A 14,401-nucleotide genomic window follows, 5' to 3' on the forward strand; every position below is an offset into this window, starting at 1 on the left:
GCCCAAGCTCGAGCTTGCGCTGCTTCTGAAAGGTAGCAGCCAGGATATTCTGCCGATGACCAAGTCGGCGGGCGGCACGTTCGCAGGGCAGTTAGTGCCTGTGGCACGCAAGTCGGCAAGCTAAGGGCCGGAGGGAACGAGCGGGCCGTGATAACCCAGGACAGCATGGATGGCTGGAGGGGCTTCACGCCGGAAAGGAAAATTCCTGTCGACATGTGAGACGAGTGGGCCATCCGAGAGAAGGTGGTATTCTGGTCGATCCATCCGGGCCTTGCGATTTCTCACTTTTGCTGCGTCTATTTATGAACCGGTCTGGCCTCTTCGTCGGATCAAACACGCTGGGAAGTCACAAGGAGTATATGCCCATGGCAACTGGAACCGTGAAGTGGTTCAACAGCACAAAAGGGTTTGGGTTTATCCAACCCGACGATGGCGGTCAGGACGTTTTCGTTCACATCTCCGCCGTCGAGCGCGCTGGTTTGTCGAACCTCGTTGAGGGCCAAAAGATCAACTACGACATTGAGCAGGACCGACGTACCGGCAAGTCTTCTGCTGGCAATCTCCGCAAAGCAGGTTGATTTCTCGCGCGCCGTGGCGAAAGCCGCAGGAGCGCGGCAAGTCACGAAATGTACTGACCGCCGTGTAGAAAGCGCGCCAAGCTTGGTGTGATGTAGAGACCTGGGCAGCAGATTGCTGCAACGCTTCAGAAATGTTCGTGTGAACCAGGTTGTCTAGGCAACGGAAGGCGGGAAGTCCCCTGCATTTTTCGCGTTTGCGTCCTCCAGCGTAGGATGGTTGGCGACGTGGGGTTGCCCCGCGAAGCACTTTGGCTTGTTGCATCCCACAGCAATGTCATTGAAGATAGCCTGAGTTGGCCCACATGGACATTGCGTCGGATTTCTCCTCCCATTCGTCCGGCGCGTTCCCCTTTGGAGGTTTAGGCTGCCTTCATACTTGGCCGGGCTCAACAGTCCGGCCTTTTTCTTTTTGTCGGTGGGCTGCGGTACATTGGATATGATGCGCATTCGCACTGAGCCGCTCGACAAGCATTATGACCAGTCAGGATCATCAAATGGCAAATCCTCCACGCCGACCCACAAATCCGATGTCAGCCGCTGAAGCCGCCTTCAAGCCGATCAAAAAGCCGGCGGCGCCGGTTCGCGAACCGTCGGCTGCTCCAAATATCAGAGAGCTTGTTTCGATCAGGATCGATAGGGCCGTGCTGGACCACTTCCAGGAAGATGGACCGGGCTGGCAGGATCGGATCAACGACACCTTGCGGCGCGCTATCTCCAAAGAACCGACCAATGCCGGTGACAAACGATCAGACGACTACTGATCGGCACGGCGCTGATAGCGGCGACGCAGATGGAGTTGAACGGAAGCATAAGCGTAAGCGATTGCGCATCTTTTGGACAACCGACAACGCGTATCCTGGAATTTTTTTCATCGAGCCGCGGCCGAACCCCTCTATGCTCCGGGCGGAGACCCGAATGGCATTTCGATTCGTACACACGGCCGACATTCACCTCGACTCGCCGCTGCGTTCGCTGGCGCTGCGAAACCCTGATCTTGCCGAACTCGTGGGAGACGCCAGTCGCCAGGCATTTGTCTCGATAATAGATCTCTGCCTTGCGGAAGGTGTCGATGCGCTCGTCGTTGCCGGCGATCTTTATGATGGCGACCAGACGTCGATGAAAACCGCCCGTTTCCTGGCGTCGCAAATGACACGCCTCCACCAGGCCGGCATCAGGGTTTTCAAGATCCGCGGAAACCACGACGCCTTATCGCGCATATCGAAACAGCTCGTTTTTCCGGACACGGTCAGGATCTTCGGCGGCCGCCCCCAGTCGGTGCTGCAAACGGCCGGCGGGCTTGACGTCGCATTCCATGGATTGAGCTTCGCGAACCCAAAGGCCCCGGAAAGCCTGCTGCCCAAGTATCCGGCGGCCCGGGAAGGGGCGGTCAATGTGGGCATCATGCACACCAGCCTCGCTGGATCGCCCGGTCACGATGTCTATGCCCCTTGCAGCATCGCTGACCTGCACGGCCATGGTTTTGACTATTGGGCGCTTGGGCACATCCACGTGCGCCAAGTCCCTCCTGGAGCAAGCACCGTTGTGATGCCGGGAATGCCGCAGGGCAGGGACATCAACGAGGCCGGAGAGAAATCCGTCACTCTGGTCACGATACGAGATGACCGGTCCGTCGAGATCGAGGACAAACTGACCAGTATCGCGCAGTTCGAGCGGGCGAGCGTCGATCTGACTGGTACGGTCGAATGGTCTGAGGTCGTCGGCCGTGTCCGCTCCGCGCTCGAAGATATCCGGGGTTGCGTCAGATCCCGCCACGCTGTGGTCCGTCTCGGACTGGCCGGGGCGTCGCCGTTGTCATGGGCGCTGATCCGCGACAGGGACCTGCTGCTGGCCGAAGCCGAGCAGGCGGCGGAGCAGACGGGCGACACATGGGTCGAAAAGCTTGAGCTTGACCTCGCTCCACAGAGCTCGGAAACAGCCGATGACGTCGCCGATCCGATTTTCGAACTCGCGCAATCCATGCGTGCCGATGTCAAGTCAGAGGCCTTCCGCGCCGAGGCGAGGGCGCTTGTCCAAAAGATTATTGCCGATCTGCCGCCGGACGGGCGCGGCTTCGCCGGACGGGACGAAGCTGGGCTGGAACTGTTCATCGACAAGGTGCTTGCCAGCGGTGCCGACCTGGTCACGGCCCGCCTCAAGGCAGGTGGAGCGCAATGAGGCTGCGGCGCCTTGATCTTATTCGTTATGGAAAGTTCACCGACGGGACGATCGAATTCGGCCCAAGGCCGGAGTCCGGTCCCGACTTCCACATTGTGTTCGGGCTGAACGAAGCCGGCAAGTCGACCGCACTTTCCGGTTATCTGGACCTGCTGTTCGGTATCGAGGAACGCAGCCGCTACAATTTCCTGCACGAGTACAGCGCGATGCGTATCGGCGGGGTGCTCGAACTCGCCGGCACTGAGCACACATTCACGCGCACGAAGCAGCGTACCAACTCGCTGCTGAACGCAATGGAGCAACCGGTGAGCGAAGTGGCGATAGCGGCCCATCTCGCAGGTCTGTCGCGTGACGCATACAAGACCATGTTCTCGCTGGACGACGACACGCTGGAAGCAGGCGGAAAATCAATCCTGGAGTCGCGTGGCGACCTGGGCAAGCTCCTGTTCACGGCCAGCGCCGGTCTTGGGCATGCGAGCGACACGTTGAGCGCGCTAGAGACCGAAGCGGACGGGCTCTATCGCAAGCAGGCTCACGGAACCGAACTTGCGCTGCTCAAGAAGCGCCTTGCGGAACTCAAGTCACGCAGGGACGCGATCGACACCTTGGCATCGACTTTTGAAAGCCTTGAGGCCGGACGTCTTGACGCGGCGGAAAAATACGACCGCAGTATTGCTGAACGGTCGGTGCTGTCGGCTCGGCTTGACACCATTGCCAGGTATCTTCGCGCTATCCCGATCCTCGCCGACATCCGACGCAAGGCGGCCCAGCTTGCCGAGCTGCCTGACATCGCTTCACCGTTGCGCACCTGGACAGGCACCGTCACCGGACTGATCGATGACGACGCCAGCCTGAGAACGCGGCTGTCAGGGAACATCGACGACGCCGAGCGCGTGACAATGAAAATCGGCTCGGTCGATGTGGACGAGGCGATCCTGGCAATGTCCGAGCGGGTTCGGGCGCTCGCGGATCGCAGAGTACGCCATGTCTCCGCAGGCCTGGACCTGCCAAGCCGCAGGACCGAGCTGCAGATACTCGACAGCGCCGTGGCGACTTGCCTTGCCGCCCTTGGAAGATCGTCCGAGGCAGACCCGGCTGCGCTGCTTTTGCCTGCTGCCACAGTCGGCGCTGTTCGCGCCATGCTCGAAGAGCGATCGGGAATCGCCACCGGCGTACGCGTTGCCCGCAACGAATGCGCGGCGGCGCTCGATGCACTTCAGGCGGCACGCGAGCGGGTTGGGCAAGAGAGGGGGGTGCCCGAACCTGCCAGGGCAAGGCTGGCCTCGGCCTTGTCGAAAGCGCGAGCCAGCGGGCACCTAAAAGACCTCAAGATGGCCCGCGAGGCGCAGGACGCGAGCACGGTTCGATGGGAGGCGGCAATCGCTCGACTGCATCCCTGGTCCGGAGACGCCGGGGCACTGGCCAGGGTGCCCGTCCCGAGTGTCAGGCAGGTTGGTGCATGGAAGGTGCGGGCAGCTGGGTTGGGAAAGAGCAGGGCTGTCCTTTGCGAACGTCTCGCCGAACACCAGGAGAGTCACGACCTGCTCTCGGCTCGCCTGGATGCGGTTCGTGCCTCGGTCGATGTACCCGATGATGAGGCGGCCTCCGCCATTCGCCGCGCCCGAGACGAGGCGTGGGCCAGGCATCGGGGCGAACTTACTGGCCAAACTGCTGACGATTTCGAGGCGCTATTGGCGCGTGACGACAGTGTTGGAGCGGTTCGGCTGGCCAACGCGCGAGAGCTCGCCGAGATCCGGACAACGCTCCGCAGCCTCACCGAAACAACAGCCGCCATCACACGTATCCGCGACCAACTTGCACCGATCGACCTGGACGATCAGGCTGTACTCTCAGAACTTCGCGCGGTGGCCAGCGAGCTGCTGGCAGAGTGCGTGGAATTCTCGCCCGAGCGTCTGATCGAAACGATCGAGGATCGTACCTCTGCCCGCATTGATGCGCTCGCGGCCTGGAAGGAGGTCGAGCTGGCACGCAAGAAGGCCCGCCGCGCGCTCGACGAGGGAGAGCAGGTCCAGCTGGAGTTGATCGGGGCGTTGGCGAGGGTCGGCCTGGACTCGGAACCCGGCGACAGCCTGGAGACTGTCATGGCCGTGGCAGAACTGTTCCTCGACAGGCAGCTCAAGATCGATGCGGAGCGTGCCGAGGCGCTTAAGACCGTGGGCGCGAAAGAGGAGGATCTGGCCGCCAGACGACGGGCTTTGGACGTGGCAGAAAGGCGCGAGGAGGAATGGTTGGCAGGCATTACCGAAGCGCTTGCCGGCACCTGGCTTGAAAGCGGCATTTCGGCGCCCGGCGTCGGCAACGTGCTCGATCAATTGGCTGAGCTGTCGCAAAGCATTCAGGAGCGCGATGCCATGCGGCTCCGCATAGAGAAGATGGAGGCAGACCGAGACAACTTCATTGTCGAGGTCACCGCTGCCGCAGCTGAAGCGGGTGAGCCGGCGAACGACGACGAACCGGAGCAGTTGGCGATCCGGCTTGCTGAGCGCTTGGAGCGCGCCGATCGCGCCAGAGAGATGAAGGCAGACCTCATCAATGACCTGAAGCGCCTGCAGGACGCTCGTGACAGTCTCAATCTCGAGACAATGGCGCATGAGCGACGCAAAAGTGAGGTCCTGACCGCCTTTGCCGTCACCACGTTGTCGGAAGTCGTGGAACGCGACGAGTTGCTACGGGAAAGGGATCGCCTGCGCGCTGCCGTTGCCGAGCTTGAGGAGCAGCTGTCGGCAGAGCTCGCGGTCGAAGGGTTCGACCAGGCGCGTTCGATGCTGGATTCTGTCGAGGTCGATAATCTCCTGGTCGAGAAAGCTGAAAGTGAGCAACGGCTTCGGGATCTCGATGAAGCGATACAACAGCAGCTTATTCGCCAGACCCGGGCGACCGACAAGCTGGACGCGATTGGCGGCGACAGCGCGGTTGCGCGGATAGATGCCGAGCGCCGCACCGTCGTGCTGGAAATCGAAGAAAAGGCAGTCCGCTACTTCGAGCTAAAACTAGGAGTTATGGCCGCAAGGAACGCTCTGCGCGTGTACCGCGAGCGCCATCGCTCCGGGATGATGAAGCGGGCATCTGACGCTTTCGCACTCATCACGCGCGGTCAGTATTCGGGGCTTGCGACCCAACCTGTGAAGGGCGGGGAAGTCCTCATCGCATTGCAGCGCGACGGGCAGTCCAAGGTCGCCGACGCACTATCAAAGGGTGCGCGTTTTCAGCTCTACCTGGCGCTGCGGCTTGCCGGATACTACGAGTTCGCCCAGGTTCGACCCTCGGTGCCGTTCATTGCCGACGACATCATGGAGACCTTCGACCATTTCCGGTCCGAGGAGGTTTTTAGGTTGTTTGGTGAGATGGCACGCGCTGGCCAGGTGATTTATCTGACGCATCACCAGCACCTGTGCGAGATCGCGAAGGCTGTTGTTCCCGGCGTTACAATTCACGAGCTCGGATAGTGCCTGGCATCGCGTGGGATGAGTTGAGGCCCGGCTGCAAACTCCATCGCAGCCGGCGAAGCTCCGACGATCGCGTGCCGGTAAAGAGGGAGTGCCGAGAAGCGGGCACCAGCGTCCCGTCAACGAGGCAAGAAGGGCCTTGATCTCTTCGCGCATCGGTATGTCGACGCTGATCTTGAGCTTGCCTTTCTGTCGCTTTTCCGGCTAGCGCTCCTTGCCTCTGCGCCGCGCGCCGCGGAGACCGTGACCGGATCGCGTGGAGCCAGGCCGCGTTCCTGTGCGTCTGAGCAAAGCGCCCCAAGCGAGCCGAGAGCCTTCCGGGCCATCGCGTGCAATCGGCCTTCGTTGCTTCATTGCGCAGCTTGTCCGCGAACTCGCGCGCCGCCGGCACCGTGATGTGGGAAAGCAGCGTCGTTCCGATGAATGGTTCAATGTGAAGTTTCAGGTGCCGTTTCCACTGGTCAATCGATGAACGCTCGAGGCCTTCATTTTTCGCCAGTCGCAATCCAGAACGCTGCGACACCCAGCTTCGCACGACATCATGGGAACGATATCGGCCCCCATGTATTAGAGATCCATGGACACTATGGAACCCCAGGGCCATGGGATAGCGGCCGATATTTTGACATCGGAAGTTGCCAATGCCAGGCAGCGCATCCACCGGACCGAGCTCGCGCTTCAACGCACTGAAGAAATGCTGGCCGAGAATCTCGCGCTGTGCAGCAGGCTACGAACTGCGGTCGAGGCCGCAGACCGCTTGGTGAAGAACGATCCCCGCAGCTTTGAAATACGTGGGGCGGGTTGATCTGGGCCGGCGTTTCGTTCGTCGCGACCTTCAGGCCACAGGCGCCACCACTCGCTCCAGAACTGTGCCCGCCAGATCGACGTCTGAGCTGCCGCTCGCGAACAGCCGGAACCAACGGCGACCACAAGCGGTTTGCAAATCGAAGGGACCGGAATAACAACTTTTGGATATGGAACTGGCGAGAGCCCGACAGCGGCTTAACCGGGCCGAACGCTCTCTCGAACGTGCAAATGACATGCTGGATGAAGGCTGCGGTCCGGCATTAATCTCGCGTTGTGCAGCAGGATCCGGGCTGCGCAACGACGCGTGGCCGAGGCGAGATCGCGGTTGGCGAAGATCGATCCTAGCAGCACGGACGCCGGCTGGAGAAACACCATCGTTCGGCAAAGTACGGGAGCGCCAATGGATCGTGAAGGTCATCCAGTAACCTGACGACCGAGAGGACAGCCCGCCGTTTCGAAAGGTACGGCGGGAAAGTCGCGACCGGAGAAGCGCAAGTGGGGAATCGAAGCCGACGATTAATGGGCTGAATGCCGCGACTGTTGCCGCTGCTATAGCCGCCCGGGTTGAATGGGCTTCGGAGCTCACCGACCTTCCCAGTCGGCTCCGGGCACGCCGAGCCTGCTCAGCATCCGCGACGGCAAGTCCGGCTACGACGTGACAACGGCTGCGACCGCGTTCGCTACGTTCAACGTGCTGAGCTATCGCCGCACGCCCGATGAGGTGCTTGGTCGCTTCGACCGGCTTTGCGCCGATGCTTCTTCTGCCTGCCTGGTGGAGCTGAAACGGCGGCATCCCCTGCACGGCACCAACGCGGTCGATCTCGCCGAAACAATTCCCCTATATCGCTACGAGGCAGTGTTGGACCGTCTCGATGGGGAAGCACGATCAAGGCTTGGCACCGTCAGCGCGTCACTTGCCGCCGGCGATCTCCCGCTGCGCGAGCAGTGCCGGCTGGTCACCGAGGAGACATGGCGTTTGAGCCGCTTGCCGGGACCGGCAATGCGTCACCGGCTTCGGCTCAATACCTTATCTGCCGACGAATCTTTAGGACAACCCCGGCAGCGGCGAGGTTGCGCGCGATTGCCTCGGACATCGCAGCCGGCGCAAGCGCCCGCTATGGCTCGGCGATCGGCTGTGCGGATTACTTCGCCGGCATCTCGGATATGAGCTTCTTTGGCGAGGCTACCGATCCGGTCTCAACGTCGTCGCCCGCAACACCCCGATGTGGCGCGACGGCATTCGCTGGCCGAAGTCAGGCGGGCTGGCCAACATTCCACCATCAATATCGGCCCGTAGGGACGAGACTACCACCCCCCGCTCGAGCGGCTTCACATCGGCTATGCTTTCGATGTCTTGCCCGCAAGTCGTGAGCGATGTTTGTGCCGCCTTCTCGCGAAGCAGGGGTAGCGCGCGGAAGGCGTACCTCGATACCTCGCCAGGAGCAAATCTGCAAGTCCGAGGTTGGATGCCAGATCAATCCCGAGGCATGCGCTCGCCGGCGAAGAGATCCTCAAGAACAGCTTCGCCAGCGCACCACAAAACCGGCGGCAGCGCTATGACGAAGTTTTGGGAGGCTCGTCCGTCTCCGGCAAACGATCGCGAATAGCTTCCTCGGTTTTGCTTGCCGTCTTCTTTACCACTTCGCCGACGCGGTCGACTAGCGTCTCGTCGCCGCTGGCGCCCTGGCGGTCAGCCTCTTCCTTTACGGTCTCATAGGCTTCGGCGGCGACCTGCTTGGCTTGCTCCATGCCCTTCTCGAGGACGACCTCGGCACTCTCACGGAGCTGGTCGCTGTAGCGGCCAAGTTGCTCGTCTTCCGTGGCGGTGTGGGGCAGCATCACACCGATGGCGGTGCCCACGGCGAGGCCGACAGCAGCCATTGCCAGAGGTTCGCGCTGGAACAAGTCCAGCGCAGACTCGCGCGCCTGTGCAGCCGCATCACTAACGCCTAAGGCGACTTGTCCGCCCGTGCTTCTCAACTTTTCTCTAGCCCCGCTCGCAAGGTCTGCAACAGCTTCGGTAGCACCGCCTGCTACCGAAGCCACCGAATCAGCGGCATCTGAGAGCATGGAGCCGCCTCCGGCAGCTTCGCTTTCGGCACCGTAGTACTCGCTGCTCGACTCCTGCCAGCCCTCGCCGAAGCTCTGCCGGTCGGAGAAATTGCGGGAGCCCCCAGATGGCCTGCCGCTCCGATACGCGCCTGGCGCTGACCTGTCTAGCGAAGTGCCTTTGCCGAGCATCAGCCACGCCAGGCCGGCGCCCACCAATGTAAGGGGCAGGGGATTGTCCCTGACCTGAGCCTTGAGGTTGCTGAGCATGGCGGCCCCCTCACCGGTGAACATCCCGGTGAATTCGTCGATCAGCTGACCCGGTGTCATCTTGCTGCGGATCGAGTCTGCGGTGTCCGTTATCTTGGCTCGGGCAATGTCGGCATCGCGTTCGAGTTCGGCTGAGGATTTGTCGATCATCTTATCTGGTCCTTGATCACGCGTGCGTCGCGCTTGAGTTGGTCTTGCGTGCGGTCGGGCGTCAGCTCCGAGGGAGCCATGCTTGCCGTGCCGGTGCGCAAGAGTATGACGCCCAGTACTGCCACCACGACGCCGACGAGCAGCGAGGACCATCCGGCTCCGAGCCCGGCGCTCGCCAAAGCAATTACCAGCGCCTGCAAGAGCACAATCAGGGCGGCGAGCAGGCAAATGGCGCCGCCCAGGACCTCAACTGCCCCAGCGCCGGCCTTGCTCGCTTTTTCCGAAATTTCAGCTCGCAACAGCCTGCTTTCGGTTTGAAGCAGCGTCGTGACCTGCTGTGCGAGATCCCCCACAAGTGTTGTCAGGCTGCGACTGTCCTGGTTGTCTGTCATGGGTTTCGCTCCAGGCTTGCATTGGCCCAGTCGTCGCCGGACTGATCGGATCGTAGCGGCGTCGGCTCTAGTGCCTCTGCCGATCGAGAGTTCGAACCCGTTTCGGATGCTTGGCCTGTTCCCGGCTGGACCGGTGTCCCGGTCGAGACAGATGGTGGCGAGCTCTTGATGAACCGTCCCAGCGCCAGGCCCGCCAATACGGAACCGGCGATCAGCGCCCCCGAGTTGTCGCGGCCGAACGACCGGATCTCACCAAGCACCTCGTCGAACGGTTTATCCTTCAAGGACGACGAAAGCCGCTCGAGCCCCCCTGCGGCGTCGAGGGCGAATTTCGAAGCGGTCCGTTGATCGCTGTTGGCAAGATGCTCGCTTGCCGCGCGCAATGCGCCGCTGAAAGCCTTCAGATTGGCGCTCACGTCGCGCTGCGTTCCCTCCGCCTTGTCGAACAACGCTTCCTTTGCTTCCGAGGCGTAATCGGCGGCTTTCCTAGTGATTTCGTCGCGAGCATCGTGGAGCGCCTCTGTCGCGGTCTGCTTTTCCAGTTGTAGTCTTTCCGAAAGCTGGCTTTTGGCTGCCTCGAAATCGGCCGTCTGACGGCCCTGGTCGTCCTGGTCCTGCATGGTATCTCCTAGTGGAATCCGAGGAAGGAGAGGATCGCAAGCACGATGACGACAAGGCCGATGAGATAAATGACACTGTTCATGGCGCAATCTCCTCCACTGCCCACCGAACTTGCCTGCGCTTTCTGTGTTCCGTTCGAACAGCACTTTTTTGGTAAGCGCCGCCTAACTAGCCTGAACGGGTGCCTTATGCCCAAGGCAGTGAGCGTTAGAATGATATCAGCGACCGGACTCCGGTGCGACTTACAGGTAGACGGGTGCGGTCCGGATGGATGGCTTACGAAGCGAACTGCTTCCGGGGTTTCCGACGCAATGGCTAAGAAAGGCATGATGCCCGTAGCGGTCGACTGCCGGTTCGATCGCACAGACCCGGACAATGCGGCCTTTGGATCAAAGGTTACTTGGAAACCTGCCCCACCAAATTTCCTCTGGCAATGGCATGTCGGCTATCCCGATACGTTGCGACGAAGGAAGCTAGATCACGCGCAATGGGCCTTCATCGCCTGTTTTCGAAAAGAGTTCGTGACCGGGCAACGGGTCAAGTAGTTCAGTGTTCAATCTGGAGGAATTGATCCTCTCAGCGGTGCGGACCATCCGTTAACCAAAAAATGCTTCTGCAAGGGACCTATGCCCAGCTTTGTCGCGCTTTGTCATGTCGGCCGAGGTTCCCCGCCTGTCGCGCAACTCGCAGGTCAGGGAATGGTTGCACTAGGCGTCAGGAATGTTTGGAAACGGGCTCGGGTAACTGGCCCATTCAGCCCTAGGCATGAGGGGACTTAGAGCGGGACGAGCCGGCTGAACACACAGTCGTAGCGCCGCACGCATTCGGGGAACAAATGCAGGCCCTCGCCGGTTAAAGACTTGCAGGGGTCGATCCGTCTCGGTGCAGCCACTGCGGGGTCCGTCGCCCATCCCTCCGAGGCGGCGGGCTCCCCTAGCAGAGCCCAATGCCCGAGCCCCTAACCTTCAAGTCGCACGACCCAGAGCGGATGAAACTACAGCCGCTTCCGTTCCCGGCAGTTCGAACAGCATGGGCAGATGGCGACACTCGGCTTCGTCCACGATCAGCTCCTCGATAGCCGCGATGGAAAGATGGCTTTTGAGGCGCAGCCGGACAACCGCCGCGAGTTTGTGAACGGGGACCGGTACCACCCCGGCGTGATGGTCTAGCAGACTATTGATCTCAGCAACTATCTTTGGATCGACGGCGTGGGGTAGTGGTAGCATGGAAGCCTCCCCTTTCGGAAGAATAACGATACGCCGATAGGGACTATGAGTCCGGCCGCGTACGTTTTTAACCAAATGCGCGGACATCATTGGACGTCAGATCACGCTCGTTAGCGGTTGCGTGCATTAGAGCGGCGGGCGCCGGCTGCATAGCCAATCGTGAAGCAAGATGAACCTTTCCCGCATTATTGTGTTTGTAGGGGATGCCTCGCATTTTCTTCGACTTCACCGATAACGGGCAAGTCTTCCCCGACGTCGAAGGCACCGATCTGCCCGACCTCGAAGCTGCAAAACAAGAGGCGGTAAGAGCCTTGGTCGAAATCACCAAAGATAAGCTGCCGGACGTCTCTATCGAGAGTTTGTGATGAAGGTACGCGACGAAAGCGGCCAGAGGTTCGCAGAGGCAATGCTCAAGTTTGAGCTGCGGGAGCGCTAGGGGTCTTCAAAATGGTTTCCGCCTGGGACAAGTTTGAAATAGTAGCTGCTCGATTGAATGAGCGCCGCGCGCGCGCAGACATCGAAGACCTTCGGCAGACCATCGACGAAACCCCCCGTGTAATCGCAGCTTCGCGTAAGCTGTTGGACCGGATAGCCGAAGACCACGGGGCCATCTCGTCAGAAAGCAGCTCCTCCCGCCCTACCTAGGCGCTGTTGATGCCCGCTCTGCGGTTCATTCAGAGGGCCGCAGCTGTGCTTGCGCTGTCATATCAGATAAGCCTAATGTAATCCGCCTCGCCCTTGAGCGCGCCCGCGGCGTACTCGGATTGGGCGCTATCCATCGGGTGGCCTGTGGAGCACGCAAAGGGAGGACAAAATGAGACTGGCTAAGTCATTTGCACTTGCTGCTTTGCTGCTTCTTTCGTCTGCATTGTCTGCGGCCGCCCAGTCGGCTCGCGAGGACATCGAAGCGGCGTTGGTAAAATTCATGGATGCCTTCAACAACGGAAACGCAGCAGCGGTGGGTCAAATGTATACCGACGATGCCGCCCTGCTGCCACCCGATAGCAAGCGCGTCGATGGCCGCAAGGGCGTGGAAGAATTCTGGCAGGGCGCAATCAAGGCCGGGATGAAGAATCTCACCCTGAAAGCGCTGGAAGTGGAAGGGAGCGGGAATCTCGCCTACGAAGTTGGCGCATTTACGCTCGGTGTGCCGAGCAAAAGTGGCGACCCCTCCACCGTCGCAGGCAAGTACATTGTCGTCTGGAAAAAAGGCGACGACGGGACATGGCGTCTGCATCGGGACATCTGGAACTTGGGTGCGGCCCAATAGGGATGCCGTGACCCCTGAGACCGGGGAGGGCGAAGTGTCCGACGAACCAATAACCGTTCTGATGGTCAATGAGTACCCTGACTACATTGATGCACAAGTGTGGGCTGCTGAGCTGAAAACCCGTGTGCCGCAGCTGGAGTTCAGGCTTTGGCCAGACGCCGGGAACAAAAGTGACATAGATATTGTGCTGATCGACAAGGGCGCCAGTCCTGGCTTTTTTGATGCCATGACGGGGCTAAGCGCCGTCGTCTATTTGGGAGCTGGTGTCGAGGGTATTGATCTTCAGAGCTTTCCCAAGAGTGTTCCGCTCATCAGGCTCGCAACGCGTGAGCAGGCTTCGGAAGTGGTGCAGTACATCGTCCTTCGCGTTCTCTGCCAGCAACGGCATGTGGCGGATTACATGAGTCTACAAGCCCGCAAGTTGTGGAATCCGATCGCGCCGCGGAAGATCTCCGAGACAAGAATAGTTGTGCTGGGTGCGGGCCGGATCGGTGGCTGGGCCGCAAAGCTGTTTGCGGACTTGGGCTACGACACGGCAGTCTGGTCTCGTCATCAAAAGACGCTTCCTGGTATACACAGTTACTTTGGCCGTGCCCAGCTTGCGGACGCACTCACAAGTCGGGACTACGTTATCTGTTCACTTCCCTTGACTGGTGACACTCGTGGGATACTGAACTCGAGTGCCTTTCAAAAAATGAAGCAAGGTGCCTACCTTGTGAATGTCGGCAGGGGCGCGCATGTCAACGAAGACGACCTGATCCGCGCTCTCGACGAAGGTCAGCTTTCTGGAGCTTGTCTTGACGTGTTTGAGCGTGAACCGCTGGAGACTTCATCGCCGTTGTGGACTCATCCCAAGGTGACCATCACACCTCATGTCGCGAGCTTCTGGGTAGATTCTGGAATTGACCAGGTCGCCGATCTCTGCGGTCAAGTCGCAAGAGGAGAGCCTCTGTCCAACAAGATCGACTTCGAGCAGGGTTATTGAAGCTAATGTCATTACCCGCCGCGGCGGAATACTCTTTGCCTTCGTGTTCATTCAAAGCGCGTGGCTGCGTGAGCATACACAATACTGGTACTTCGAGACCGCCTGACGGGCGCGGCCACACGCCTTGCGCGCCTAAGAACTTTGGATATGCTCCACTTCGGTGGGGATATGACCATGAGTGCAGTTCTCTCGATCTGGCGGCGGCGGTGCCGAAGCCTTGACGAAGCTCTAAATCGTGAGTGAGGGCCCCAGCGTCCTCGGGGAAACTGCGGACTGGCTGGCGCCATTCCTCAGCGAAGTAGTGAGACCTCCAGTCCTCGTCGCCTTGGTACGGCTCACAGCCGAGCGACGATGTTTCGCAGGCGGTTTATGTCAAAGCTCGCCAACTCTGCCTGCAAATTTGAGAATGAC

At 60.3% G+C, this 14,401-nt stretch carries 12 protein-coding genes; 9 read left to right on the forward strand and 3 right to left on the reverse strand.

The genetic code is table 11. From position 1 onward, the window contains the following. Nucleotides 1-365: 365 nt before the first annotated feature. From NKH93_RS27100 to NKH93_RS27120, 5 genes are all read left to right on the forward strand, one after another. A complete protein-coding gene (locus NKH93_RS27100) occupies nucleotides 366-578 on the forward strand; it encodes a cold-shock protein (protein WP_031194806.1) in 213 nt (70 codons plus the stop codon). A gap of 494 nt (nucleotides 579-1,072) precedes the next feature. Beyond that, nucleotides 1,073-1,339: a BrnA antitoxin family protein gene (locus tag NKH93_RS27105; RefSeq protein WP_352450411.1), complete on the forward strand. Its 267-nt coding sequence runs from the start codon at nucleotides 1,073-1,075 to the stop codon at nucleotides 1,337-1,339. Between the two features lie 154 nt (nucleotides 1,340-1,493). After that, the gene (locus NKH93_RS27110) at nucleotides 1,494-2,753 is read left to right on the forward strand and encodes a metallophosphoesterase family protein (protein WP_352973630.1); all 1,260 of its coding nucleotides are present in this window, start codon (nucleotides 1,494-1,496) and stop codon (nucleotides 2,751-2,753) included. Next, complete coding sequence (locus tag NKH93_RS27115) at nucleotides 2,750-6,220, forward strand: AAA family ATPase (RefSeq protein ID WP_352973615.1); 3,471 nt, start codon at nucleotides 2,750-2,752, stop codon at nucleotides 6,218-6,220. Before NKH93_RS27110 ends, NKH93_RS27115 begins: the two co-directional genes overlap by 4 nt. A 577-nt stretch (nucleotides 6,221-6,797) precedes the next feature. Next, nucleotides 6,798-7,025 (forward strand): hypothetical protein, encoded by a 228-nt coding sequence (locus tag NKH93_RS27120; protein ID WP_352450291.1) that lies wholly within the window; start codon nucleotides 6,798-6,800, stop codon nucleotides 7,023-7,025. Nucleotides 7,026-8,581: 1,556 nt separating this feature from the next. Here NKH93_RS27120 and NKH93_RS27125 read toward each other — a convergent pair. Genes NKH93_RS27125 through NKH93_RS27135 form a run of 3 tightly spaced genes read right to left on the reverse strand, consistent with a single transcriptional unit; the run spans nucleotide 8,582 to nucleotide 10,508 of the window. Continuing rightward, a complete protein-coding gene (locus NKH93_RS27125; protein WP_352450290.1) occupies nucleotides 8,582-9,496 on the reverse strand; it encodes a hypothetical protein in 915 nt (304 codons plus the stop codon). Further along, nucleotides 9,493-9,888, reverse strand: a complete 396-nt coding sequence (locus tag NKH93_RS27130; RefSeq protein ID WP_352450289.1) for a phage holin family protein — start codon at nucleotides 9,886-9,888, stop codon at nucleotides 9,493-9,495. Before NKH93_RS27130 ends, NKH93_RS27125 begins: the two co-directional genes overlap by 4 nt. Further along, nucleotides 9,885-10,508 (reverse strand): hypothetical protein, encoded by a 624-nt coding sequence (locus tag NKH93_RS27135; RefSeq protein ID WP_352450288.1) that lies wholly within the window; start codon nucleotides 10,506-10,508, stop codon nucleotides 9,885-9,887. The genes NKH93_RS27130 and NKH93_RS27135 overlap by 4 nt, the downstream gene beginning before the upstream one ends. Before the next feature lie 1,038 nt (nucleotides 10,509-11,546). On the opposite strand from NKH93_RS27135, the gene NKH93_RS27140 reads away from it, so the two are divergent. The 4 genes from NKH93_RS27140 (at nucleotide 11,547) to NKH93_RS27155 (ending at nucleotide 13,990) form a co-directional block, all read left to right on the forward strand. After that, nucleotides 11,547-11,678 (forward strand): hypothetical protein, encoded by a 132-nt coding sequence (locus NKH93_RS27140; RefSeq protein ID WP_352450286.1) that lies wholly within the window; start codon nucleotides 11,547-11,549, stop codon nucleotides 11,676-11,678. Nucleotides 11,679-11,938: 260 nt separating this feature from the next. Then, nucleotides 11,939-12,100: a DUF6894 family protein gene (locus NKH93_RS27145; protein ID WP_352450285.1), complete on the forward strand. Its 162-nt coding sequence runs from the start codon at nucleotides 11,939-11,941 to the stop codon at nucleotides 12,098-12,100. A 449-nt stretch (nucleotides 12,101-12,549) separates the two neighbouring features. Further along, the gene (locus NKH93_RS27150; RefSeq protein WP_352450284.1) at nucleotides 12,550-13,005 is read left to right on the forward strand and encodes a YybH family protein; all 456 of its coding nucleotides are present in this window, start codon (nucleotides 12,550-12,552) and stop codon (nucleotides 13,003-13,005) included. A gap of 34 nt (nucleotides 13,006-13,039) precedes the next feature. Further along, nucleotides 13,040-13,990, forward strand: coding sequence for a 2-hydroxyacid dehydrogenase (locus NKH93_RS27155; protein ID WP_352973616.1), 951 nt, complete (start codon nucleotides 13,040-13,042; stop codon nucleotides 13,988-13,990). Nucleotides 13,991-14,401 lie beyond the last annotated feature (411 nt).

Source organism: Mesorhizobium sp. M0954 (assembly GCF_040319155.1).
GTDB lineage: Bacteria > Pseudomonadota > Alphaproteobacteria > Rhizobiales > Rhizobiaceae > Mesorhizobium.